This window comes from Pedobacter sp. SYP-B3415 (genome assembly GCF_004138205.1).
Classification (GTDB): domain Bacteria; phylum Bacteroidota; class Bacteroidia; order Sphingobacteriales; family Sphingobacteriaceae; genus Pedobacter.
Genome location: NZ_RXNQ01000011.1, coordinates 292,677 through 316,625, shown reverse-complemented (window position 1 = coordinate 316,625; position 23,949 = coordinate 292,677). Strand labels below are relative to the sequence as shown.

The following is a 23,949-nucleotide window of genomic DNA, read 5'->3' as shown; positions in this document are numbered from 1 at the left end:
CATGAGCAGCGTTCAGTTAGGCAACTATACACCCCGGCAAAATCCGGTAGAATATATTGATGTATCTGCCGGCATGTTCTTCGATGGCACTAAGAACAACAAGACCAATACTAATGAGCGAAGGGCCAACACCGCCGCCTACCGTGCACACGGTACCGACCCGGCCAGCAGCTATCAGAATGACTGGTCTAACGTGGCACGGCTATGGGATACGTTCGACAAGTCAAAAAGTATTTACATTGAAGGTATCGGCACGCAGGATAAGCAGGGCGATGCCACAATCGGTTATGCACTCGGCTCGGGATCAACCGGTATACGGGCAAAAGTCAGGAAGGGATGCGAGAAGCTGGCGCAGAAAATCCTGCCTGTTTTGCAGCAGAATCGCGACAAAAAACTTCGGTATATATCGCTTGATGTATTCGGCTTTAGCCGGGGCGCAGCGGCGGCCCGAAATTTCGTTTACGAGATATCGAAGTCAGCATATCGCGCCCGGTTAAACGCAGATCCCGAGAGCGGCAGCACCTGGTATACAGATTCAGACGGCCATGTGGTCAAGAACCAGTCTATGCCTGCCTGCGGTCATCTCGGTGCCAAACTGAAGGAAGCAGGTATTAACATCACTACTGCCCAGATCAGGGTGAGGTTCCTCGGTATATTTGATACGGTTTCGTCTTACTCTACCAACGCACGGATACCGCCGAATTTTAATGATGTTGAAGAACTGCATCTCAATCAGATCGGCAAAGCGCAGCAGGTTATTCATTTCACTGCTGAAAATGAGCACCGGGAAAATTTCTCGCTCACACATACACATATCGGAAAGGAAAGAAGTTTTCCCGGCGTACACAGCGATATTGGGGGCAGTTATGAGTCTGGCATTGAGGTTATTGACGAGATTGAGACATCCTGGACCACAAACAGAAAATTGCTTGATTACAAGCAAAAACTCGTTAACGACTGCTGGTACAAGGAACATCAGCTCGAGATAACTCCCGGCTGGTACCTGGCCCTGAAAGGCACACGAAACCTGCGCAAGGAATACAGCTATATTCCCCTGCAGTTCATGGCCGAGTATGGTAAAAATGGTGGCTTGCCATTTAACCTCCGGTTGATTAATGACGATAAGTATTCAATAAAGTCGCATCCGCTGCTGGTTCGCGTAAAAGGCTATCTCCAGCCCTATGTCATGGCCAGCGGCCGGCCTTATGTTTTCAGACCACTGTCAGCAAATCCTGCTGAGCGGCAGGCACAGCTCGATCTTCGCGAGCTTCGAAATACTTATCTGCATTGGTCGGCGAACCGCAAAGGCATTGGTATGGATCCGAACAGCAACAGGCAACGCGTTTATTATTAAAATTCCGGGGGGTCAAAATGAAATCTACAACATTCGATACACCAGGAACTGAACTGCAGAGACTGACTTTTAATCCGCAGCCAAGAACCCACCGCAGTTATGGTGTCAGCATCCGTTTTTACGAAGCTGGTGAAAAGCTAAGCAGCAGGCTCGATTACCAGGCGCATGTAAGTTTTGAAAAATACCGGCATCAGCATCAGTGCTGGCAGGTAACGATAGACCGGAGCGATCTGTATTTTGACAGGCATGAACCTGATCTGATCAGCGAGCAACTGGCTGCTGCTTCCATGCGCGCGTTGTATCCTGTTAAAGTAGACATTGATCATCGCAACCACATTCTCGGGGGATTAAAAAATCACCAGGAAATTCAGCAGCGCTGGGCAGAAGCGGCAGCCAACCTCCTTGATAAATTTGAAGGCACACTTGCCCGGGCATTCGTCGAGAAAATGAACCGGCAGATCGAAGACCCCTGGCGCATCCTTGACGCATTGAATAATGATATGTTCTGGAACATTTTTTTTCATGACCGTTACGAGGACCGGTCTGAAAATGAAGCGCCCGCGACGGATTTCATCTTTGCGGCCCTTCCCTATCGGCGCGTCGTCTTTAACGGTCAGCAGACACTTGATGAAACGCCGAGCGATTACGGAACATTTACCCTCCGTTACAACGGCAAAGCCCAACTGACGGCCATTCCAGGTGAACAGCCGGGTCAGGCAAATGCCTCGCTGCAGGCCCAACTCGATCTGGACAAGCGGGACGGGGTCCTGAGATATGCAACTGCAACCTGCCTGCTTCCAACGCAGCTGCAGGCAGGTGAATCTATCCGGTTCAGCGCATACCGTATTGGTAATGAAGTGGAAACCGAGCAGCTCTCAGACAACCTGGTGGTGGAAGAAGAAAGCAAAAAACCAAAGGGATTCTGGCAAAGGATTTTCAACTAGTTTAAAACAGTTATGTCGCAAAAAGAAATAGTAGTACAGGGCGCCACGTGCGAATGCCAGTTTGGGACGCAACCTGACAAACTGAAGGTTCTTACGCAGGAAAAACACTACGTAAACGATATGGACGGCAGCAAAAAGCTCATTGCCTCGCACGTCGACACCGGAATGACGTTTGAAAAAAACACATTCGGGAACTGCAAGCTTCAACCCTCGGGAAGCGGTTATCTCCCCTGCGTGCCGAAACTTACAAAGTGGACAGCTCAGTATGAAGACATGGTGCTTGTTAACAACGGGCAGGTACTCGTCGAAGACAGCAAGGGCATATGTGCGATCAGCGGATCGCCGTGCATTAAGATAAGTAAAACGGGTCAGAAAGGCAGCGTCTCCAGTCAGAACATTGAAAATGCCGATGAGAAGACACAATCGCAGGTCAATCCGCTGGTTAATATGAAAGACATACAGAAAAAAGACATCTACGAATTTTTAAACGCCAGATAAGATGCCCAGAGGAATAAAACACTGCTATTGGGTAACAAACGGAACACGTTACCTGGTTGAAAAAGGAAAGACATATTATCTCTATTCAGGCGATACAAACGAGTTTGTGGTTGATGAAACGTGCATGGAAGATGGCACCGTAAACAAGAAATCAAGTGCACAGGCGGCACGGTGGGCCTATATCTATAATGATTTCCTTCCCGATGTTGAAAAGCTCGAGAGCGGTGCTTCAGACCTCTGGGGGCCGCTTGGTACCGGACCGGAACCGGTTGGCAAATGGGGTGTCGGAACGCGTTATAAGGTTGGAAGCAGCGTCAACTTCTCGCCTTCAGGTCATGGCTATTATTTCGGATACAAACAAAGAATTGAAGTTTTCAGCTTTAGCCCCGGCACTGGCTTTTTCTTCTATGTTGTGCCGGTAGCCGAATCAAAAATCGACTTTGCCTATTTTTCTGAAAGTGAGCGGGTGCGCAGATACGGCGAAATGATGCAGCTTCAGCTCATGTTTCATGGTTATAATCTTGAAAAAAACAACAAGTACCGCGCTAAACTCTATCTGCTCGAGGTGGAAAAAGCAGCTGGACTGGGAGAAACGTCAGAGTTTGAATCTAATAATGTGTGGGATACTGTCAAGACTTTTGACATTACAACAACGAGTCCCGGCAGCAGCAATTTCAACTGTCGGTTTATCCATAACTTTCCGATCGAAATTGACTGGAGGGAAGGTGAAAACAGGCAGAAAAATTTTACGGTAGCAGTTGAGATCTACAAAAAACACATGAACAGGAACGGGACCGAAGATCCTGACAAAGCTGAGCGTGTAGCCTACCGCAATTTTGCCACCGAACCTACCAAAGACCTTGTCAATTACGACCGGAACTTATTACAGCTTCAGGATATCGACCAGAAAGATTCGACTTCAAGCAGGTTTATGGTTTCGGGCGAGCTGATGGCCGATTACCTCAGGCGGACGGAACAGACCCGCCAGAACCAGATTCAGTATATTGGCGACATCCGTTACACACATAAAGATTTCGATCCCTGCGGCTATTCAAAAATCACGATAAAAGACGCCAGCGCATCAGACAGGTCGCCATTTGTGGCCTTTGATGAGGATTCCCTTCAAAGCGGTGGCGACCGTACCGAACTTGCGTTTGAAATTATTCGTGGTGAAGAAAAGAAAGCCGTGTCAATCACTGCAGAAAATCTTCAAAACAAGGGCGTTCCATGTACAGGCGTGCTGCTGGAACCCGGACAGAAACACGATCAGCCTGCCCATGTATTTCTGACAGACAGGGTGCGTGCCGCACTCCATTCCGAACGGGGATATGTAACAGCTAATGACCCTTCGCAGGCGGGCGATACCGATGTCGTCGCTGATCCCAACAAAGCGCCTTCCGAGGATGTCTCGGAGGTGCAGAACCTTTCTTTTTCTTACAAGGGTGAGAATGAAGTAAACCTGGATCTTAATTACATGTATTCGAAGGTATTCATGGAAAGATCGCTGGGCAGTAATGCCGCTTCTGAGTTTCTATGGATGTTTAATTACTTCTGGCTTGGAGATGATCTTGGTCAGACCTGGTACCTGCCGGTAAGTACCTGCCGTTATCCCAACCAGATCGCCAGGATCAGGGTATTTCCCGATATTGAGTGGGAGTTTAATCTTAAATTGTCGTCTGAGGTTCCCGAAGTGTATTCGCACACAAACATGCCTGCAGGCGTCAGTTCCCGGCAAAACCGAAACAGGACACTTCAGGCGACGAACAACCGCAGATTCCTCAACGCGGAAGTCTCATTTGAACTGGCTATTAAGGGCAAAACCGGCGAGCACCAGCGTGAGATCGGCGGCGGTTACGCAGCGAAGATTGAACCTTTTCTGAGGGCATTGGTTAAAGTCAAAGAAACACTGGATGAAATTACCGGCGTAACAGCAGCCCGGCGGGGTATGGCGGCAAGTGTAGCATCGCGTGTAAGGCTTGTGAACAGTCCCATTACTTTTCAGATGGATTATCCGGTCATCTCGATCGCGGGCACCTGGAAACTGGAGCCTGATAAGGAAAAACCAAATAAAGTCAGACGTACCGGAACAGTGTCGGTCGGCTTTACACCACTTATCAAAGGCACTGGAAAACTTGATCTTATTGCATGTGCGGAGTTTATTCCGGCGGCAGGTCAGGTCATAAAAGCTATACGCACAGCTGCAGACTTTGCTGGTATTGAAATATGGTTTAATTTGTATGCGTTTGGGCAGATTGACCTCAAAACAACTATCAACCTGGGACAGGAGTACGGAGCGGACCCGATAGAGGTCGGCACGACCGTCGGTATTGGTGCCGAGCTCGGCGTTAAAGCAGCGGCAAATGTACCAAAGATCAGCTTCCGGGCCGATTCAGCCAGCGACGTATCGGTCGAGTTCGAGGCTTCCGCCAGGGGCGAAACTTCATTGATGTTCTCTGCCAAAAGAGGCATGAGCAACGAGGGCCTGTATATTGAGGCCGGCGTTGGTTTCGGTGGACTTCTCGTCTTTGTAACCGCAAAGGCAAAAGTCTGGCGTGCCAAAATCGGTGTTGACAATGAAGCGCATGAACTTGTAGCGCCCAGACCCGACATGCTGAAGGGCCGGTATTATTATGTAAAGAATTAGAAATGAAAAAAGACATCCTTGTCTGTGCATTGGTGCTTGTACACCTGCTGAACGGCGGCTGCAATGCTCAAAATGAAAAGAAAGAAATGAAAGAAACCATTGATGTAATAAAATCTGGAGTTCAGACCTACAAGGAAACACCGGTCTATACCGTACAAATCAATAAACAGGGCTGCCGCCTGGTACTGGAAATGCGCGGTAACGTTGACTATCGCCTTACAGAAAATAATGGCGAAAGCATGATGCTGCCCCTCAATGCCATGATTACCGGCAGCGGCCCGCAGACAGCCCTCGTAAAGATTTACCCGAAAGAAGGTGATGCCTATCTGACTAAATACGCGCATGTGACGTTGAACTTTTTCCATGCACCCGACAGGCAGAGCCGACTGAGTGAGTACAAAACGATTGCAAGTTTTGAACTTCCCGGCGGTCTCGAAGAAAAAAAACTGCCGTACTACGAAACGACCGTTCAGTTCACGGCTAAAGTACCGTTTGATTACGCGGCGGAGCTGAATGCCGCGACAGATTTAAAAAGCATTCCTGATATCGATGAAAAAGTACGTGCAAAATATAACCAGATCAGGCGGGTATGTGAAAACCTCGATTCAGCCGCTTACAACAAATACCTGGCTCATTCTTCTGCGTTGGTTTACAACACCACTTATACAGACGCGGCGCAGATAGAAAAGAGCGAAGCAAGCAGCTCACCGCTGGCAATGGTAGATCCGCAGGTTAAAAACCGGTCTTTCCTGCCTATCCAGGACGTCGTCACCCAATATTACGCCAACGGTAAGATCGTTGCGCTATGGCAAAAAAATCTTGCACCGGCATTATATATGAAAGGAGAAGTTGCGTCAAAAGATGGCGGCTCAAAACCGGTTGAGGCTGGAGATCCGATCTTCCTGTACCTGCCAAAGGGTTCATCAGAACTACAGGTTTGGTAGCACGCGCTGTTTCATGGTATTCCGGAAACTTACAACCGCAGCAAATATTTATTTTCTCGGTCTCAGGCTTTTTCTGGCCGCGGCCTTAGGCTGGGCAGTGCTTGGCAGGACAAATGCGGGCGGACCGCTGAACGATGTCACGAACAGTTATCATCTCAGTGTTTTCCAGCTTGAGTTCTATTTTCTGCTTCTCATCCTGTTTGGGTTCAGACCAGCCAGGTTCCGGAGCAGGATAGAGACATTTTATGCGCAGGAAAAGGAAAGGCCGTTCAGCAAAGACACCTTTTTCCTGATCGTGTATATCGGAACGCTTGCAGTGGTTTTCGGGATTCCGCTGCTCGTCTTGCGCGGAGCGATTCCGGGTGTGCTGGAAATCATGCATACGTCGAATAAGGCTATCGTCCATCAGCCCGGTGTTCTGACTGTGGCGGCGCTTTTCCTGCTGCTCAATTTCCTGAGAATGTGGTTTGATCTTCGCCGGTCGGTCGATATGGCGAAAGTGCTCTTTGCGCGCACATTATATGGTTTTCTCATCAGCGTTCCCGTATGCATCGTGCTTTATATCCTGATCAGCCTTTTCCAGCCCGCAGACCTGCTCAGCATTGCTTTGCTGGCTTTTAATGCAACATTTCTGTTCTTCGATTTGAGGGAGATTGTTCGTGTAAGAGATTTGCGTATGTAGATGTTAGTATTTAGATTTTAGTATTTAGACATGTAGCCTGCATGGTTCATAGCTTGAGCACCGGCGTAACCGCATAAGGTCATGCCCCGCCATGGGCTGTAGTGCAAAAAAAAGGAAATCGCGGGAGGATCTGATACGTAATTGAAAGCGCTATTTTCCTGCGCTGAATCACGGTATTAAACTGATGGTTGATCCGGACTTTCTACTTTGGCTTTTATCTTTTTACTTTAAGCTTTCTACTTTAAACCCAATAGCGTTTGGCCGAACGGCCGGGCAATGGCCTATATCTCCTCAATCGTAAATCCTGCCGTACGCACGGCTTCTGTCACCTCATCCCGCCCCGCAGCTTCGGGATCCACTGTCAGGATCTTTGCCGGATTGTCGGTGTCTACCTTCCAGTTCCCTTCTCCTGCTACCTTGTTTAGTGCAGGTGTTACTGCCGCGATGCAACCGCCGCAGTTGATATTTGTTTTGAAGGTCATCGCCTCCTGTTTTGTTGTTTCCATGTTATCGTAATTATTGTCTGTAATGTCTGTCCGCGCTTCATTATCGGCAGGCCCGTCACCATAAGGCGGCATGCCTGCGTTACGGTTTTTTAATTTGAGCCGCAGGCTATTGGTCACCACGCTGACACTGCTTAACGCCATAGCCGCGCCTGCAACCATCGGGTTTAGCAAGAAGCCGGTTACAGGGTATAAAATCCCAGCTGCGATCGGAATGCCTACCACGTTAAATATAAACGCCCAAAAGAGGTTTTGCCTGATCGTTGCTACGGTGTCTTTCGAAATGCGGATCGCTTCTGCAACTTTAAGCAGGTCTGAGGAGATGATCGTCATTTTAGCGACGTCAATGGCAATATCACTTCCTTTTCCCATAGCAATGCTGACGTCGGCCTCGGCCAGTGCGGTACTGTCATTAATTCCGTCGCCAACCATGGCTACCGTTTTTCCCTGTTTCTGCAGGCTCCGGATAAACGCAGCCTTTTCCAGCGGAGAAACACCGGCCACGACATCGCTAATGCCCACTTGATGAGCAACGGCCTGGGCGGTCGGCTTCTGATCGCCGGTGAGCATATAAACCCGGGCACCAAGTTTTTGTATAGCACCGACCGCTGCAGCTGACGTTTCCTTCAACGCATCGGTAATTGCAAATACGGCGATCGCTTCATGCCCGCCGGCAAACCAGATAACCGTTTTCGATTCATCTGACCAGCGGATTCCTGTTTGAAGCAATGCGTCATCACATGAGATTCCTCTCCTTTCCAGCATCTGGCGATTGCCCGCCAAATAGATGTTGCCGTTAACTACAGCACTTACCCCCTCCCCTGTATGACTTTCAAATTCGGTAACACGCAGCGGAACAGCCTGTTCCAGGTGAGCTACCACCGCCGCAGCAAGGGGGTGCTCAGATTCATTTTCAAGGCTCTTAAGTATTCCCTTCAAAACAGGCTCTTCGCGAAGCCAGAAACTGTCGGTTACCACCGGTTTCCCCTGGGTAAGTGTTCCGGTTTTATCAAGGACAACGGTATCTACCTTCCTGGCCAGTTCAAGACTTTCCGCATCCCGGATCAAAATTCCCTGCTCAGCAGCTTTCCCGACCCCGACCATAATTGCCGTCGGGGTTGCCAGTCCGAGTGCGCATGGGCATGCAATGACCAGCACGGTAACAAAAGCAAGAAGTCCGTGGGTAATGCCGTTTTCGCCACCTAAAATATACCAGAAGCTCATGGCCAGCAAAGCGATGCCAATAACTACCGGCACAAATACACCGGCAATGCGGTCAACGAGCTTCTGCACCGGCGCTTTGCTTCCCTGTGCATCCTGCACGCTTTTAATAATCTGAGCCAGCACGCTTTCAGAAGCCGGTTTGCCGGCACGCAGACGAAAACTTCCCCGTTGATTGATGGTCCCGGCATACACCTGATCGCCCGCGCCCTTCTGAACAGGAAGCGGCTCGCCGGTCAGCATACTTTCATCTACATAAGAGTGGCCTGATTCAATTGTCCCGTCGGCGGCAATTTTTTCGCCGGGGCGGATAAGGAGCATGTCTCCGGCAATGATCTGTTCAACCGGAACCTGAATTTCAGTGTCATTTGCCCGGATGATGTTGACAAACCTGGGCTGTAAACCGATCAGCTTCCGTATAGCCGACGAGGTACGGCCACGGGCACCGTCTTCGAGCAGCTTTCCCAGCAGCACAAATGCGACAACAACGCCGGCAGCCTCAAAATACACATGTGCATGAAGCCCCTGCCGGTGCCATACACCTGGAAACAGAACATTGAATACGCTAAAAAGGTATGCGACCCCGGTGCTTAGTGCCACCAGCGTGTCCATATTGGCTGCACCATGGCGCAGCTGCTTCCAGGCGCTTATAAAAAAATCACGACCCAGCCATAAAACCAGGGGCGTTGAAAGAGCCCACATCAGGTAGTTGGCATAAGGTAGATCCATAAAAAACATGCCTGTAACAACGAGCGGCACAGACAGCAGCACGGCTAACCATGCCCTATGCTGCAATTTTTTAACGCGTTTCTCCTGTTCCGCATCAAAGTATTCCGGATTGTTGTTTTCTTCGGTAAGCAGATCGTAGCCAATTGACTTTACCACCTGCTTTAAGGCTGATGGCTGAATCTGTCCCCTCAAATATTCGACCTGCACCGTTGCAGCTGCGTAGTTTACATCTGCGCTGACGACCTCCGGCCGGGCCAGCAGCATGCTTTGCACGCTTGATGCACACGAAGCGCAGGTCATACCCAAAACCCGGAAACTGTTTCTTACCGTTGCGACATCTTGCCCCAGTTTATTGAGTTCCTGAATGATCTCTTTTGTTCTGGAAGCGATGTTTTTGCCTGAAACAATCAGCTGCCTGTCGTCACGATTAACGAGACAACTATCAATTGCCGGCATCTGGCCTACAGCTGTGGCCAGGTCAGCTAAACTATTGCTATCATCTGCGACTGCCAGCGGAATGATTAACTCCTGAGTTGTATGCGCTTTCATATCTGAACATCTTACAAGAGCAAATTTCGACATTTACCGGCCGGCATGCGTTATACATTTACCGCTCGATTTTATAAGATTACACGTCGTTTAGCGACTTTCTCTTCTGGCCTTTGATCTCTTTAAAATGGCTCGGCGTTAAGCCGGTTATCTTTTTGAACTGGCTGCTCAGGTGTGCAACGCTCGAGTAATTGAGACGGTGCGCAATCTCACTAAGCGATAACTCATCATAAACCAGAAGTTCTTTCACCTTCTCAATTTTATGGGCGATATAAAACTTTTCGATCGTCGTTCCTTCGACCGTTGAGAACAATGCGCTTAGCGTGTGATAATCCCGACCGGTTCGGGCGGCCAGGTAGTCTGAGAGGTTCATCTTCAAATCACCGTGATGTGTATGCACCAGATCAATAATCAACGTTTTAATTTCCTCTATGGTGCGGCTGGTTTTGTCGCTGATCAGTTCAAAACCTAAATTTTTCAGCCGGCTTTCCAGTTGCTGTTTCGCATCGGCGGCAAGCGGAGCAGATGTTTCCACCTCACCAAGCTGCGTTTGTGCAGCCGGGTAGCCGAGATCATCAAAGATGGCCTCAACAGCCATTTTACATCGGTCACAGACCATATTCTTTATATAATATCTCATACCGGGAAATTAAAATGACTGGTTGTGCACAAAGTTAGGATTTGCGAAGAGCGAAGCGATTATATAATTTGCAAAAAGATTTTCACAATTCCTCATCCATGTAATAACAGGCGGGCGTTGCACCGCCTTAAACAGGTTACAAACCGGATTTGCCGCAAAGACTCTGTTACCGGCCAATACCTTAAAAACTATATCGATGCACACTAAAGGGTAATACACCTGACATCAGTTTGTAATGTTTAACACGGCAGGCAGATGTGGCATGCTTAGGAAGCGGTTCTGAAAAAACGACAGTGTAACAAAATCGAGAAAGAAACGGGATAACTTGCAAATGCGCGTTTAAAATTTCATTTCTATGACCGGCGGCGCAACCTGTTGTATCTGTGCGCACAAGAGGCCGTTTATGAAACCTAAAGGGTTGCAAATGCAGGTTTATATTGCAGGTTTCGACACCTTTTGCCGTAATGACAATTTTGTTGTGGAATAATTTTTGATACAAGTAAAATTGCAAATATCAGATGCAAACCCCTACGTTTTCAACAAATTATCTTTCGGGATACCGTTAAAAACCGTAACTTTGCACGTTCATAATTTTAAGGAGCACGCACATAATAAATGAGACAACTCAAGATAACCCAATCTATCACCAACCGTGAAAGTCAATCGTTAGATAAATATCTTCACGAGATCGGCAAGGTAGATTTGATTACAGCCGAAGAAGAAGTAATTCTTGCTAGAAAGATCAGAGAAGGTGACCAGGCTGCTTTAGAACGCTTAACTAAAACCAACCTCCGGTTTGTTGTATCGGTAGCTAAACAATATCAGAATCAAGGCCTTACATTAGGCGATTTGATCAACGAGGGTAACCTTGGCCTGATCAAGGCGGCCAAGCGTTTTGATGAAACAAAAGGTTTTAAATTCATCTCATACGCTGTATGGTGGATCCGTCAGTCAATTCTTCAGGCTATTGCCGAGCAAAGCCGTATAGTAAGGCTTCCGCTAAACCAGGTAGGTTCGCTAAGCAAAATCAGTAAGGCTTTTTCTAAACTTGAGCAGGAATACGAGCGCGAACCGTCACCGGAGGAACTTGCAGATATTCTGGAAACTACCGTCGATAAAATTTCGGATACGCTGAGCAATTCAGGGCGACACGTGTCTATGGATGCGCCGTTTGTCCAGGGCGAAGAGAACACACTTCTTGATGTACTGGAAAACCACGAGCCTAATACTGACAGTTCACTGATTAACGAATCTTTATCTGAAGAAATCAAACGTTCACTATCAACCCTTACCGAGCGCGAGCGTGAAATTATCGTTCTTTTTTTCGGCCTTGGATCAAACCACCCGCTTTCTCTTGAAGAGATTGGCGAAAAGTTTAACCTGACCCGCGAACGCGTTCGTCAGATCAAAGACAAGGCGCTTCAACGCCTGCGTCACACATCCAGAAGTAAAATCCTGAAATCATACCTCGGTTAAATTTGATTCACAATCAGGAAAATTCATACAGAAAGATCGGCCATCAAGCCGATCTTTTTTATTTTTGGGTACTTATTATTTCAACCAAATAAAAAAACTGTATGAGCAACAATTACCAGGCTGAATTTCAGCGTTGGATTGACCGGGAGAAGTGTGCCGTTTCCCTGATGAACATTGTAGGCAACCTGTGGTTCGAACGGTCTGTCGAACTTGTCCTCTTTCGTAAACCGCTGTTCGATGTTGGCAGCAGCGAAATTCTAGCCTATCACCAATATGCCGGTGAGGTAAGCGGGAGACCGATCTCTATTTACGATACGCTTGAGCTGGCCGAGGTTCTCGCCGTAAGCAACCTCGCCCCATCACGTATCGACCTTGGCCGGCTGTGCACTGAATGGATGGACGAGCATATACATTTCTCGTCGGCCAGAGATTTCGTAGCCTTGAAACTTGCCAGGCATATCGGAAAAGAAAAACGCAGCCTTGAGCCCAAAGACGTGGTTCTTTTTGGCTTTGGCCGCATCGGGCGCATTGCCGCGCGGGAACTCATTAAACAAACCGGAAAAGGTGAACAGCTGCGCCTGCGTGCTATTGTAACCAGGTCGTGCAGCGAAAAGGAGCTCATTAAGCGCGCTGAACTGTTCCGCACGGATTCTGTACACGGTCCCTTCCAGGGAACGGTAAAGGCGGATGCGGAACAACAGGCACTGATCATTAACGGACAGACTGTCTATTTTATCACCGCCAAGACGCCTGAAGAGCCTGATTATACCGCTTATGGGATTGATAAGGCGCTTTTGATTGATAATACCGGCGTATTCCGTGATCGTGCCGGACTCAGCAGGCACCTTCAGGCAAAAGGCATTGCGCAGGTTCTGCTGACGGCACCCGCAAAAGATGACATTCCGAATATTGTATGCGGCATCAACGATAGCGACTATGCCGCAGGCGAAACAGTGTTCTCCTGCGCATCCTGTACCACAAATGCTATTGTGCCGGTCCTGCATGTCATCAACAAACATGTCAGCATTAAAAAAGGTCATATCGAGACAGTTCATGCCTACACGAATGATCAGAACCTGCTGGATAACTACCATCCTAAATACCGGCGCGGCCGTTCCGCTGCGCTTAACCTTGTCATTACAGAGACAGGCGCAGATAAGGCGGTCGCGAGGGTGCTTCCTGAACTGGCAGGCAAACTTACCGGCAACGCTGTTCGTGTACCTACACCCAATGGTTCGCTGGCCATTCTGAACCTTACCTTGGCCAGGCAAACCAGCCTTGACCAGATCGAAAAACTGCTGCGCGAAGCTTCACTTTTCGGCGATTTGTCTGAACAAATTGAATACTCGGTTTCTAACGAAGTTGTTAGCAGCGATATGATTGGAAACAGCCACCCTGCAGTTGTTGACGGCCCGGCAACAATACTTTCTCAGGATGGCCGTTCGCTGATCCTCTACGTTTGGTATGATAACGAATACGGCTATACAAGGCAGGTGATCAGGCTCGCCAAAAAGCTGGCCGGTGTGGTGAGGCTAACTTATTATTAGCAGAAAAGTCCGGCTTTGAGAAACGCCGGACTTTCTTTAATTTGGAGCAGCATGCAAAGATATTTTCAGCTCTGTTTCTTTTTATATGCCAGGCTATGGCCGCTCAACGCCGTGTTCAGTTTGCAGGCACTGTTTTTTGCGTCAACCGCTGAATATATCCTGTCTGCGGTCATGCTTGCCCCCATTATCAAGCTTGGCGGGTATCTGGGCAGCCTTGCGATCCACTATCTGTTCTCGAGCAGAACCTACCCATTCTACCGAAACCTTGGTTACAGCATGCGGCATTTGTTTGCGGGCAGTTTCTTTATTGACACAGCCATATTTCTTTTGCTGTTTTTGATCGTCCTGATATGCAGACCCTGACTGCAGACAGTGTCAGCAAAAACTACGGCCGCCGCCAACTGCTGAACGGTGTTTTCCTGCATTGCCAGACCGGCAAAATCACCGGCCTCCTCGGTCGCAACGGATGCGGGAAGTCTACCCTGCTTAAAATCATTTATGGTACGGAGCCAGCGGCGTTTAAACACGTTCGAATTAACGGCATGCCTTATAATAAGCCGTACCGCAGCGGACTGCTGCATTTGTTAAGCCAGAATTACGAGGTGCCCGGAAGGTTACGGATTGCCACATTTATCAGACTATGCTGTAATATCTATTATCAGCAGATCGCCGGTCTTTCATTTGTTGCACAACTGGCCCAAAGGCGCGTTAAAGATCTTTCGGGCGGAGAGCGTCGTTTTCTTTTTGTACTGGCCGCAATCTATTCAGATGCACTTTTTGTATTGCTTGATGAGCCTTTTTCACACTTGTCTCCCGTGTTTGCAAATACAATAACTGAACACATGCACATCATGAAGCAGCATAAAGGTTTTGTAGTAACTGACCATCTTTACAGGCAACTTATTGACTGCAGTGATGAACTCATTCTGCTGCATAACGGCAGCAATTACCGGATCAGACATCGGGAGGATCTGGTTACGCATGGTTACCTTTCATCCCCGGATCAAGTGGCCGGCAGCCGGTTGCCGGACAGCGGAGATTAAACCCGCCGAAAATTCCGGTCTGCAGCCATGCTTATAGGCCCTGTTTCACTGTTGTCCGGGGAAATTTTGCGAAAGCCTGTAGTTCTTTAGTTTCCAATAGATGTGAGGCTATGGTACCGAACCGCTCACCACCGCGGGGGCTCCTTCTTTTTGGCGAAAAAGAAGCAACCTGAGGCATAGCCGAAAGCATTCGTACCTTTGAAATTCATTAAAGAGACACGAATAAACGCTCCGGCTGTGTATCTCTTCTTGCATAAAAGCATCAAAAGTCCGACGGCGGCGGGAAAAGGCCCGGATTATCCCTGCGCCATTCCGTTCCGGGCTGGTTCCCCTCCTTGGTTCTTCCCAACCTCCTTAAAACAGTGCAAGACTTTTAATACTTTTCTGCGGCGAGAAGATACAAGGCCGGTCCGCACCTATCAGTGGCAGTAAGCAGGCAAAACCGTCATCAAAACCGCCGCCTGTACGTAAAACCCATAGACATAGAATTCAGGGGGCTTGATTCCGAAGACTCAGGCAAATACTGCTTTGAGACTGTTCAGAAGGATCTTATTTCATTCAGCCAATTTTTACCGGACAACAATGGGCCCTGTTTATTTATTTGATGGTTTTTCGTAATATTGACCCTCGTTTTTCAGGCCAGATGCAGCTCACCAGGTTAGAGATTAAAGGTTTTAAAAGTTTCGGAGACAAGGTAAACATCCACTTCAACGAAGGGGTAACCGCTATTGTAGGTCCGAACGGCTGTGGCAAATCAAATGTTGTCGATGCCATCAGGTGGGTACTGGGCGAGCAAAGCACACGTATGCTTCGGTCTGAAAAGATGGAAAATATCATTTTCAACGGCACCCGTAACCGGAAAGCCGCACAGCTGGCCGAAGTATCACTTAGTTTTGACAATACACGTAATGTACTTCCGACCTCTTTCTCACAAATCACAATAACGAGAAAACTTTACAGAAACGGAGACAGCGAGTACCGCATCAACGATGTGCAGTGCCGGCTGAAGGATATTACTGACCTTTTTCTTGATACCGGTGTAGGTTCAGACAGCTATTCGATTATTGAATTAAAGATGGTCGACGAGATCATTGCTAACAAGGAGCATTCGAGGCGTAATCTCTTCGAGGAAGCCTCGGGGATCTCAAAGTATAAACTGCGAAAAAAACAGACATTTAATAAACTTAAAGATACCGAATCTGATCTTGAGCGTGTAGAAGACCTGCTTGTTGAGATTGAAAAAAACCTCAAAACACTGGAGAACCAGGCGAAAAAAGCAGAGCGCTATTACAAACTTAAAGAACAGTACAAAGAATTAAGTATCAGGCTTGCCGGACTGCGCATAAGCGGCTTTCGCGGTGATCTCGAAAGTCTTGAAAAAAAGGAAGCAAAACTGATTTCCCTTCGCGCAGAACAAAGCGGTGAAATTGATAAGCTGGAAGCGGCGCTGCAGTTGTTGAAGCTGAACATTATTCAAAAAGAAAAGAATCTGTCTGTTCAGCAAAAAGCTACGAATGAGTTTGTAGCGAAAATTCGAGCTTACGAAAGTGAGAAAAAGATTAAAAACGAACAGATGAAGTTTCTTCGCGAGAAAGAGCAACGGCTTAGCGAAGAGATCGAGCGCGATACGAACCAGGAGAATCACGTAAAATACAACCTGAAACGGCTGAATGAAGAGTTGCTGACAGAAACGGAAACGTTCAAAAAGATCGAGGTTGAACTCAATACGCTTAAAGCCGGCCTCAGCACACTCCGCGAGCGGCAGCAGCTTGAGAAAAACCGCCTGGATGATCGTACCAAAGCGGCAAATGAACTGCAGAACCAGATTTACCAGGCACAGAAAGAAATCGATATCCTCCACATACAAAAGGAAACGCTGACGCAGGAGGGAAACCGCAATGTGGATGATACTACTGCAAAGAGCATTGAACTTAAAGCCTTCAACCATGCCTTAGCGGAGCTGGAGTTTACAATTGAACAGAAACAGACTGAGCTTGGCGCTTTCGAAGAAGAAAATATCCGGACACTGACCCTAATCACGGAAACAGAAGGTACTCTGGCCGCAAGAAAAGACGAACTTGCCACACAAAGTCGTATAAAAGATGCCCGGCAAAACGAATACAACCTTACAAAGTCATTGGTAGACAGCCTTGAAGGTTTCCCGGAGTCGATCCGTTTCCTGAAAAAGAATACCAGTTGGGCACGTAACGCACCGCTATTGTCTGACGTGCTTTTTTGTACTGAAGCTTACCGGATTGCAGTAGAAAACTACCTGGAACCGGTTATGAACCATTATGTCGTGGAACATTATGCAGATGCACTTCAGGCTATTGATCTGCTTACTGCTTCCAGCCGCGGCAGGGTGAACTTTTTTATTCTTGAAGATATTCCCGATCGCCAGATAAGCCGGCAGGATATTGATGGTTTTGTTCCGGCACTTTCAGTCGTCGAAACAGATAGCCGCTACCGCAAACTGTGCGAGCTGCTGCTGCAACATGTATATATTTCCACGAGCGATGACGAAGATGTTTTCAAATCTGCGTCGCAGCCTGCTGTTACGCTGCTTGCTCAAAACGGTAAGTTTGCGAAGAGTAAATTTACGCTTTCTGGCGGTTCAGTAGGCCTGTTTGAAGGCAAGCGTATTGGCCGTGCTAAAAATCTTGAAAATCTGGCTAAACAGATCAAGGAAGCAGAAAAACAGATCGCCACACTAAGCAGCGGGATTGCTGCTGCGCAGAATTTAATAGGAACTTCAAAATCAGCACTTAAGACGGCACAAATTGAACGACTTAGATCAGAGTTGAACCGGCTTGGAAATGAAAAGATTTCTGTGAGTACGCGCAGAGATCAGTATCATGAATTCATTACGAGCAGTGAGAACCGGAAAACCGATATACAAAATAAGATTGCCGGCATTGAAGCGCAGCTTGGGGAAAAACTGCCGCTTTTAATCGTCATGCAGGAACAGCATCAGCAGGCATACCGGGACTTGCAGGACCTGCAGCTTAGTTACAATGATACGGCAAACGAGGTAAATGACGCGGCCAGTGCCTATAATACCCTGAACATTCGGTTCCACCAACAGCAAAATAAAATCTCGGGACTGGACAAAGATCTGGATTACCGGCATGTGCAACAGGAAACGCTGGAAAAAAAGCTAAGCGCGAACCGGGCGGAACTCGCCAATGTAAAGACCGAGATCGGCAATACCGTTCAGCACACTGATCTGAACGACGATCATCTGCTGGAGATGTACCAGCAGCGTGAAGACATGGAAAAAGCCGTAGCCGAAGCTGAGGAAGCCTATTATGCTGATAAGGGAACGATTAACGAGCATGAAAACCAAACTGCAGCAATCCGCAAAAACCGCGAGGAGACCGACTTTCTTGTCAATGAACTGAAAGATCACAAAAACAACCTGCGTATCGAATTAAATGCGTTGCGTGAACGTCTTTCTGTCGAATTTAATCTTGACATCAGTACCTTACTAGATCAGGACATCACAACAGATGAGAATGAACTTGAACTTCGGGAAAAGGTAGAACGGATGAAACGGCAGCTGGACGATTTCGGCTCGATAAACAGCATGGCTATGGAGGCGTTCAAAGAAATGAGCGAGCGCTTTAACTTTATCCAGGCCCAAAAAAAGGACCTCGTTGCGGCCAGGAATGATCTGCTACTCACGATCAGGGAAATTGATGATACCGCCAGGGAAAAATTTATGCAGGCCTTCACCGAAGCAAGGGAGCATTTTATTACCGTGTTTCGCTCACTCTTTAATGAAGAGGACAGTTGTGACCTGATTCTCTCGGATGAAAAAAATCCGCTGGAAGCTGACATAGATATTATTGCGCGGCCAAAGGGCAAGCGGCCGCTGTCCATCAATCAACTCTCCGGCGGTGAAAAAACGCTTACGGCCACCGCCCTTCTGTTCTCGCTTTATCTGCTAAAGCCTGCACCATTCTGTATTTTTGACGAGGTCGATGCTCCCCTTGACGACACCAACATCGATAAGTTTAATAATATTATACGCAAGTTCTCAGATCGCTCCCAATTTATTATCGTATCGCACAATAAGAGAACCATTGCTTCTACTGATATTATTTATGGCGTAACAATGGTTGAACAGGGTGTCTCGCGGGTAGTCGCAGTCGATCTTCGCGAAGTAGCGTAAGTACCTGGTATTTTCGGTGGAATGTTAAACCTTTGCGTTCAATCAGTGGTGTTGTCGTGCTGGTTTAAAGATTTCAAGAGATTATTTACTCCGGGTATTAAAAAAAACGCCTTTCATTACGTTGAGCAGCCTTATTTTCATTGTGCTATAGAAACATTTTGAGTTTGATCTATGTTATAGGGGTGACCACTACAACTGTAAGATCAAATTTTATCCATGAAAATAGCTTATATATCTACTTATCCTCCACGTGCCTGCGGAATTGCGACTTTTAACCAGAATCTTTTTGCTGCCATGAACGGCGACCAGAAGAATCAGCAATCATCATTCGTGATTGCAATGAATGATGGAGAAACGACAGATATGTACGAGTACCCGGAAGAGGTAAAATACGTGATCAGACAAGAAAATCAGAACGATTACATCAAGGCTGCAGATTTTATCAATACAAGTCTGGCTGACGCCGTTCTGCTTGAGCATGAATTTGGAATTTATGGGGGCGACAATGGTGTATATGTACTTCCGCTTATTGCGCGGCTTAAAAAACCACTTATCGTGGTGCTGCACACCGTGCTCAGGGAACCGACATACACACAAAAGACCATTATCAGGGAAATTGCAAAATACGCGAGCAAGATCCTGGTGATGAGCCATCGCGCCATCGGTTTCCTCACCGATATTTATAGTATCCCAACCGGAAAGATTCAGTTTGTTGAACATGGTGTGCCTGACCTCAATACGCCGATGAACAATCCGGTTGAGCAATCGCTGCCATTTAAAGACCGCAAAGTACTACTCACCTTTGGATTGATTGGACGGAACAAGGGACTGGAGACGGTCATACATGCGCTTCCGCAAATCATTGAGAAACATCCTGATGTTACCTACGTAATTCTTGGCACGACGCACCCTGGTGTAGTTAAACATAACGGTGAAGAATACCGGGACAGCCTGAAGCGTCTGGCCAGGCAGCTTGACGTAGAAAACAACCTCATTTTCATTAATAAATTCGTTGAAGAAGACGACCTGCACAACTACCTGTCGGCCGCTACCATATACATTACGCCTTACCTGAACGAGGCCCAGATCACCAGCGGTACCCTGTCCTATGCGGTCGGTGCCGGTGCAGCCGTCGTTTCAACACCTTACTGGCATGCCCAGGAGCTGCTGGCCGATAACCGGGGAGAATTGTTTGCATTTAAAGACAGCAGTGCGCTTGCAGACGTTGTTGTGAACCTGCTTGATACACCTGATAAACTTAACCAGCTGAAAGAAAACGCCTATAACTACGGACTGAAATTACGCTGGCCGCAAATCGGGAAAATATATATCAACGCGTTTCGTGAAGCTATCCGGGAAGCAGAAGCGCACACCAGGCTGCGCAAACCGGTTATTGATGCAGACATGATGCCTATGTTTAGCCTGAGCCATGTGTTGCGGCTAACTGACGACACCGGCATTGTTCAGCACGCGACCTACGGTATACCAAATCTAAAAGAAGGTTATTGTCTTGACGACAATTCGCGTGCGCTCATCATGGCCCTGCTTGCTTATCAGCAGAACAAAAGTAAGGTAGCACTTGACCTTCTTCCGATCTACCTCAGTTACATCCAGTATATGCAGCGCGAAGATGGAAACTTCAGAAATTTCCTGAGCTTCAGTCGCAACTACCTGGACGAGGTCGGTTCTGAGGATTCTTTTGGCCGGACCATCTGGGCGCTTGGTTTTTTAATCAGCAATGCACCGAACAATTCGTATAAGGAGTTTGCCGAAGATCTGTTTGTTAAATCTATTCCCCATTTTTCGCAGTTGAAATACTTGCGTGGGGTAGCCAACACAATGATCGGCATTGCATATTATCTCAAAGTGAATCCTTACAACCTGGGTGTTGCCGCAGAAATGGATGCGAGAGCAAGTCAGTTGAAAGCGGCTTATCGCGAAACACGTGATGAAAACTGGCATTGGTATGAGACGGGTTTAACCTATGACAATGCCATTTTACCACTGGCGCTGCTGCACCATTACCAGGTATCTGACGATCAGGAATCGCTTGAAATTGCTATAGAATCAATGGACTTCCTGTACCAGAAAACACTTAGCAAGGGCTATCTCAACCCTATCGGAAACGACGGCTGGTTCTATAAAAACAGCGATATGGCCATATATGACCAGCAGGCCATAGAGTCTATGGCTATGGTGCTCCTCTATTACCAGGCCTATGAAGTAACACAAAACTATGACTATATCAAACAGATGAATCTGTGTTACCAATGGTTCCTTGGCGAGAACAGCCTCAGGTTACCGCTTTATGATTATGAAACAAAAGGCTGCGGCGACGGGCTTCAGCCGCATGGCGTAAACAGAAACCAGGGCGCCGAAAGCACGCTGGCATACCTGATTTCGCATCTGATGATCCTGAAAGCACTGGCACTTGAACACCAGTATGTCGAAGAAAAACAGGAAAATTCAAGTTTCGTAGCCTAGATGTCAGAGCCGCTCAAAATTGCGGTGTTGTCGCCGGTAGCCTGGCGCACACCGCCGCGTCACTATGGCCCCTGGGAGCAAATGGCCTCAAACCTTTGCGAAGGTTTGGTTGCTGCCGGTCATTCCGTTACGCTTTTCGCCACCGGCGAATCTATAACTGCCGGCCGGCTTGATGCTGTTGTAGCCGAGGGATATGAAGACAAACCCGGCCAGGACGCAAAGGTGCTCGAATGCCTGCATATCAGCAATTTGATGGAGAAGGCAGATCAATTTGATCTGATACATAACCATTTCGACTTTCTGCCGCTTACCTATTCCAGGCTGATCAATACACCGATGGTGACCACCATTCACGGATTTTCGTCAGAGCAGATCGTTCCCGTTTATAAAAAGTATGACGGCCATGTTAAGTATGTTTCTATCAGCATGTCTGACCGTCATGCCAGCCTCAGTTATGCGGCAACGATTTATAATGGAATTGCCATAGCCGATTTTGACTTCGTAGAAGAAGCTGATGACTACCTGCTGTTCTTCGGACGGATCCATCCGCATAAAGGGGCTTCGGAGGCAATAGACATTGCCCTACAAACGGGTAAAGAACTGATCATTGCCGGAATCATTCAGGATCGCAGTTATTTTGAGCAGAAGATTGAGCCCAGACTTAGCGACCAGATCCGCTATGTAGGCTCTGCAGGACCAAAGGACCGAAATAGCTTGCTTGGACGGGCGGCATGTCTGCTCCACCCTATTTCCTTTGATGAGCCTTTCGGACTGAGTGTAGCTGAAGCGATGGCATGTGGTACACCCGTCATTGCCTTTAACCGTGGGTCTATGCCTGAGCTGATTGAGGATGGAAAAACCGGTTTTCTGGTAAATGACGTTGATGAGGCAGCAAAAACGGTCAGGAAGCTTTCGCAACTTGACCGTAGTTATTGCAGGCAGCGGGCTGTAGACCGCTTTTCGACTGAGAAAATGGTTGCAGATTATATAAGCCTTTATAAGCAGCTTTTATAAGCTGCAGTCCTGGCTTTTTAACTTACTCAGCAATTCGTCCAGCTTTACCGTCGCAAAAGAAGAACAGTAGTCTGACAGGCCGTAAGGTATGATCAGCTCATTGTTGTGAATGATCGAACCGCAGGAGTATAATACGTTTGGTACATAACCCTCACGCTCGTCATCATTGGGAATAAGCAGGGGTTCAAGTAAGCGGCCGATCTCTTTTGAAGGATCGTCAAGATCCAGCAGACTTACACCCAGCACATACCTGCGCATCGGACCAACGCCATGCGTAATCACAAGCCAGCCATCTTCGGTCTCAATCGGTGAACCGCAATTCCCGATCTGGATAAACTCCCAGGTAAATTTGGGCTGTTGCAGAATTACCGGGTTGTCCCAGATGGTAATCTTGTCAGAGTACATCAGGTAATTATTTACGCCATCTATACGCGACATCATGACATATTTGCCATTAATCTTACGCGGAAACAACGCAAGGTTCTTGTTTCGGGCACCGGCACCATGCAGCGGGCTTACCTTGAAGTCGTAAAAATCTGTGGTCTGAAGCAGCTTCGGCATAATCATCGCACCATCGTAAGCTGTATATGTGGCGTAATAAATAATTGAGCCATCTTCCTTTGTAAACCGTACAAAACGGGCATCTTCAATACCCTTGCGTTCAAATTCAGAGATGGGGAAGATAATTCGATCAGAAATATCGGTATCACGCGAAAAGCTGATCTCATGGTAAGTGTCTGACAACCACAGGACCTTATCGTATTCGAGCTTTTTCATGTCGTCGTCTGTGAGGTTCTGAGAATCTATAACCAGCCGGCGCAAGACGGAATAATCGAACTTATCCTGCAGTCTTCCATCAATCTCATCAAGCACAAGTGCGTTGATATTGGCGTCGGCAGCTTTTTTCAGAAATAACTTTTTGTTGTAAACAGCGTTCTTGATTACTTCCGCCTCGTCTATGTAGTCGCCCGCCTCAATAACCTTTATGTTATTGTGCTTATCAATAAGGGCTCGCCTGAACACAACAGAGGAGATATGCCCCTCGCCTACTGCGCGGAAACTGATGATTACGCGCTTCTCGCCGGAAACAAGGTCTGTCTGATCGGGATCTTCAATAATCGAGGGATTAAAAAATGCCGCCGATTCGATCGAATATTCATGCGTGAAGTATGATCCGATAAGCAGCTTCTGATATTTGTCGAGTGTATCATAGTCGATGCCACATTCCTCAATACAGGATCTGATCTTTTTACAGTGTTTGTTCAGGATCTTGGTAATGTTGCGGTGGCGTTTCGAATATTCCTGGAGAAGCGGAGAGATGATTGAAAAAACTTCTTTTTCAGACAAAGCGATCACATGTCTGATCACATCTTTTGCTCTGTCGTCTCCATTATAAAAAAAACGTGCAATAACGCGTTTTGGGTCAGGGTAAACCTTTACAGGTTTGCGCTCGATCGATAGTCTCATAACCACTAAAACGTTTGGAAGACCTGCAATTGTTTT

16 protein-coding genes are annotated in these 23,949 nt (G+C 47.5%); 13 read left to right on the top strand and 3 right to left on the bottom strand.

The genetic code is table 11. The annotated features are described in order from the left end of the window. The first annotated feature begins 1 nt into the window (after position 1). Genes EJV45_RS07330 through EJV45_RS07305 form a run of 6 tightly spaced genes read left to right on the top strand, consistent with a single transcriptional unit; the run spans position 2 to position 7,066 of the window. Entirely contained in the window at positions 2-1,354 is a 1,353-nt protein-coding gene (locus EJV45_RS07330) for a DUF2235 domain-containing protein (protein ID WP_205942341.1), read from the top strand. 17 nt (positions 1,355-1,371) lie between these two features. Further along, positions 1,372-2,298: a hypothetical protein gene (locus tag EJV45_RS07325; protein ID WP_129715006.1), complete on the top strand. Its 927-nt coding sequence runs from the start codon at positions 1,372-1,374 to the stop codon at positions 2,296-2,298. A gap of 12 nt (positions 2,299-2,310) precedes the next feature. Continuing rightward, positions 2,311-2,796, top strand: coding sequence for a DUF4280 domain-containing protein (locus EJV45_RS07320; RefSeq protein WP_129715005.1), 486 nt, complete (start codon positions 2,311-2,313; stop codon positions 2,794-2,796). A gap of 1 nt (position 2,797) precedes the next feature. After that, positions 2,798-5,440, top strand: coding sequence for a hypothetical protein (locus EJV45_RS07315; protein ID WP_129715004.1), 2,643 nt, complete (start codon positions 2,798-2,800; stop codon positions 5,438-5,440). A 2-nt stretch (positions 5,441-5,442) separates the two neighbouring features. Further along, positions 5,443-6,384, top strand: a complete 942-nt coding sequence (locus EJV45_RS07310; RefSeq protein WP_129715003.1) for a hypothetical protein — start codon at positions 5,443-5,445, stop codon at positions 6,382-6,384. A gap of 13 nt (positions 6,385-6,397) precedes the next feature. Next, on the top strand, positions 6,398-7,066 hold the full coding sequence (locus tag EJV45_RS07305) for a hypothetical protein (RefSeq protein ID WP_129715002.1): 669 nt from the start codon (positions 6,398-6,400) through the stop codon (positions 7,064-7,066). Between the two features lie 281 nt (positions 7,067-7,347). Here EJV45_RS07305 and EJV45_RS07300 read toward each other — a convergent pair whose 3' ends face one another. Together EJV45_RS07300 and EJV45_RS07295 are read right to left on the bottom strand one after the other, a co-directional pair. After that, positions 7,348-10,068, bottom strand: coding sequence for a heavy metal translocating P-type ATPase (locus tag EJV45_RS07300; protein WP_129715001.1), 2,721 nt, complete (start codon positions 10,066-10,068; stop codon positions 7,348-7,350). Between the two features lie 79 nt (positions 10,069-10,147). Further along, on the bottom strand, positions 10,148-10,708 hold the full coding sequence (locus tag EJV45_RS07295) for an AraC family transcriptional regulator (RefSeq protein WP_129715000.1): 561 nt from the start codon (positions 10,706-10,708) through the stop codon (positions 10,148-10,150). A gap of 615 nt (positions 10,709-11,323) precedes the next feature. On the opposite strand from EJV45_RS07295, the gene EJV45_RS07290 reads away from it, so the two are divergent. The 7 genes from EJV45_RS07290 (at position 11,324) to EJV45_RS07260 (ending at position 22,446) form a co-directional block, all read left to right on the top strand. After that, positions 11,324-12,184, top strand: a complete 861-nt coding sequence (locus EJV45_RS07290) for an RNA polymerase sigma factor RpoD/SigA (protein ID WP_010601359.1) — start codon at positions 11,324-11,326, stop codon at positions 12,182-12,184. A gap of 101 nt (positions 12,185-12,285) precedes the next feature. Next, a complete protein-coding gene (locus EJV45_RS07285) occupies positions 12,286-13,731 on the top strand; it encodes a glyceraldehyde-3-phosphate dehydrogenase (protein ID WP_129714999.1) in 1,446 nt (481 codons plus the stop codon). A gap of 51 nt (positions 13,732-13,782) precedes the next feature. Then, complete coding sequence (locus tag EJV45_RS07280) at positions 13,783-14,094, top strand: hypothetical protein (RefSeq protein ID WP_129714998.1); 312 nt, start codon at positions 13,783-13,785, stop codon at positions 14,092-14,094. After that, positions 14,082-14,774 carry an ATP-binding cassette domain-containing protein gene (locus tag EJV45_RS07275; protein WP_129714997.1) on the top strand — a complete coding sequence of 231 codons (693 nt, stop codon included), beginning with the start codon at positions 14,082-14,084 and terminating at the stop codon, positions 14,772-14,774. The genes EJV45_RS07280 and EJV45_RS07275 overlap by 13 nt, the downstream gene beginning before the upstream one ends. 643 nt (positions 14,775-15,417) lie before the next feature. Beyond that, positions 15,418-18,948 carry a chromosome segregation protein SMC gene (smc, locus tag EJV45_RS07270; RefSeq protein WP_129714996.1) on the top strand — a complete coding sequence of 1,177 codons (3,531 nt, stop codon included), beginning with the start codon at positions 15,418-15,420 and terminating at the stop codon, positions 18,946-18,948. A 216-nt stretch (positions 18,949-19,164) separates the two neighbouring features. Beyond that, on the top strand, positions 19,165-21,432 hold the full coding sequence (locus tag EJV45_RS07265) for a glycosyltransferase family 4 protein (protein WP_129714995.1): 2,268 nt from the start codon (positions 19,165-19,167) through the stop codon (positions 21,430-21,432). Then, entirely contained in the window at positions 21,433-22,446 is a 1,014-nt protein-coding gene (locus EJV45_RS07260) for a glycosyltransferase family 4 protein (RefSeq protein ID WP_129714994.1), read from the top strand. Here EJV45_RS07260 and EJV45_RS07255 read toward each other — a convergent pair. Beyond that, positions 22,441-23,913, bottom strand: coding sequence for a glycoside hydrolase family 130 protein (locus tag EJV45_RS07255; protein ID WP_129714993.1), 1,473 nt, complete (start codon positions 23,911-23,913; stop codon positions 22,441-22,443). The two genes, EJV45_RS07260 and EJV45_RS07255, sit on opposite strands and share 6 nt — an antisense overlap. Positions 23,914-23,949: the final 36 nt, after the last annotated feature.

Excerpts from the sequence above, each read along its gene's own strand:
- EJV45_RS07330 (WP_205942341.1), top strand. The coding sequence starts at position 2 with ATGAGCAGCGTTCAGTTAGGCAACTATACACCCCGGCAAAATCCGGTA.
- EJV45_RS07325 (WP_129715006.1), top strand. The coding sequence starts at position 1,372 with ATGAAATCTACAACATTCGATACACCAGGAACTGAACTGCAGAGACTG.
- EJV45_RS07320 (WP_129715005.1), top strand. The coding sequence starts at position 2,311 with ATGTCGCAAAAAGAAATAGTAGTACAGGGCGCCACGTGCGAATGCCAG.
- EJV45_RS07315 (WP_129715004.1), top strand. The coding sequence starts at position 2,798 with ATGCCCAGAGGAATAAAACACTGCTATTGGGTAACAAACGGAACACGT.
- EJV45_RS07310 (WP_129715003.1), top strand. The coding sequence starts at position 5,443 with ATGAAAAAAGACATCCTTGTCTGTGCATTGGTGCTTGTACACCTGCTG.
- EJV45_RS07305 (WP_129715002.1), top strand. The coding sequence starts at position 6,398 with ATGGTATTCCGGAAACTTACAACCGCAGCAAATATTTATTTTCTCGGT.
- EJV45_RS07300 (WP_129715001.1), bottom strand. The coding sequence starts at position 10,068 with ATGAAAGCGCATACAACTCAGGAGTTAATCATTCCGCTGGCAGTCGCA.
- EJV45_RS07295 (WP_129715000.1), bottom strand. The coding sequence starts at position 10,708 with ATGAGATATTATATAAAGAATATGGTCTGTGACCGATGTAAAATGGCT.
- EJV45_RS07290 (WP_010601359.1), top strand. The coding sequence starts at position 11,324 with ATGAGACAACTCAAGATAACCCAATCTATCACCAACCGTGAAAGTCAA.
- EJV45_RS07285 (WP_129714999.1), top strand. The coding sequence starts at position 12,286 with ATGAGCAACAATTACCAGGCTGAATTTCAGCGTTGGATTGACCGGGAG.
- EJV45_RS07280 (WP_129714998.1), top strand. The coding sequence starts at position 13,783 with ATGCAAAGATATTTTCAGCTCTGTTTCTTTTTATATGCCAGGCTATGG.
- EJV45_RS07275 (WP_129714997.1), top strand. The coding sequence starts at position 14,082 with ATGCAGACCCTGACTGCAGACAGTGTCAGCAAAAACTACGGCCGCCGC.
- smc (WP_129714996.1), top strand. The coding sequence starts at position 15,418 with ATGCAGCTCACCAGGTTAGAGATTAAAGGTTTTAAAAGTTTCGGAGAC.
- EJV45_RS07265 (WP_129714995.1), top strand. The coding sequence starts at position 19,165 with ATGAAAATAGCTTATATATCTACTTATCCTCCACGTGCCTGCGGAATT.
- EJV45_RS07260 (WP_129714994.1), top strand. The coding sequence starts at position 21,433 with ATGTCAGAGCCGCTCAAAATTGCGGTGTTGTCGCCGGTAGCCTGGCGC.
- EJV45_RS07255 (WP_129714993.1), bottom strand. The coding sequence starts at position 23,913 with ATGAGACTATCGATCGAGCGCAAACCTGTAAAGGTTTACCCTGACCCA.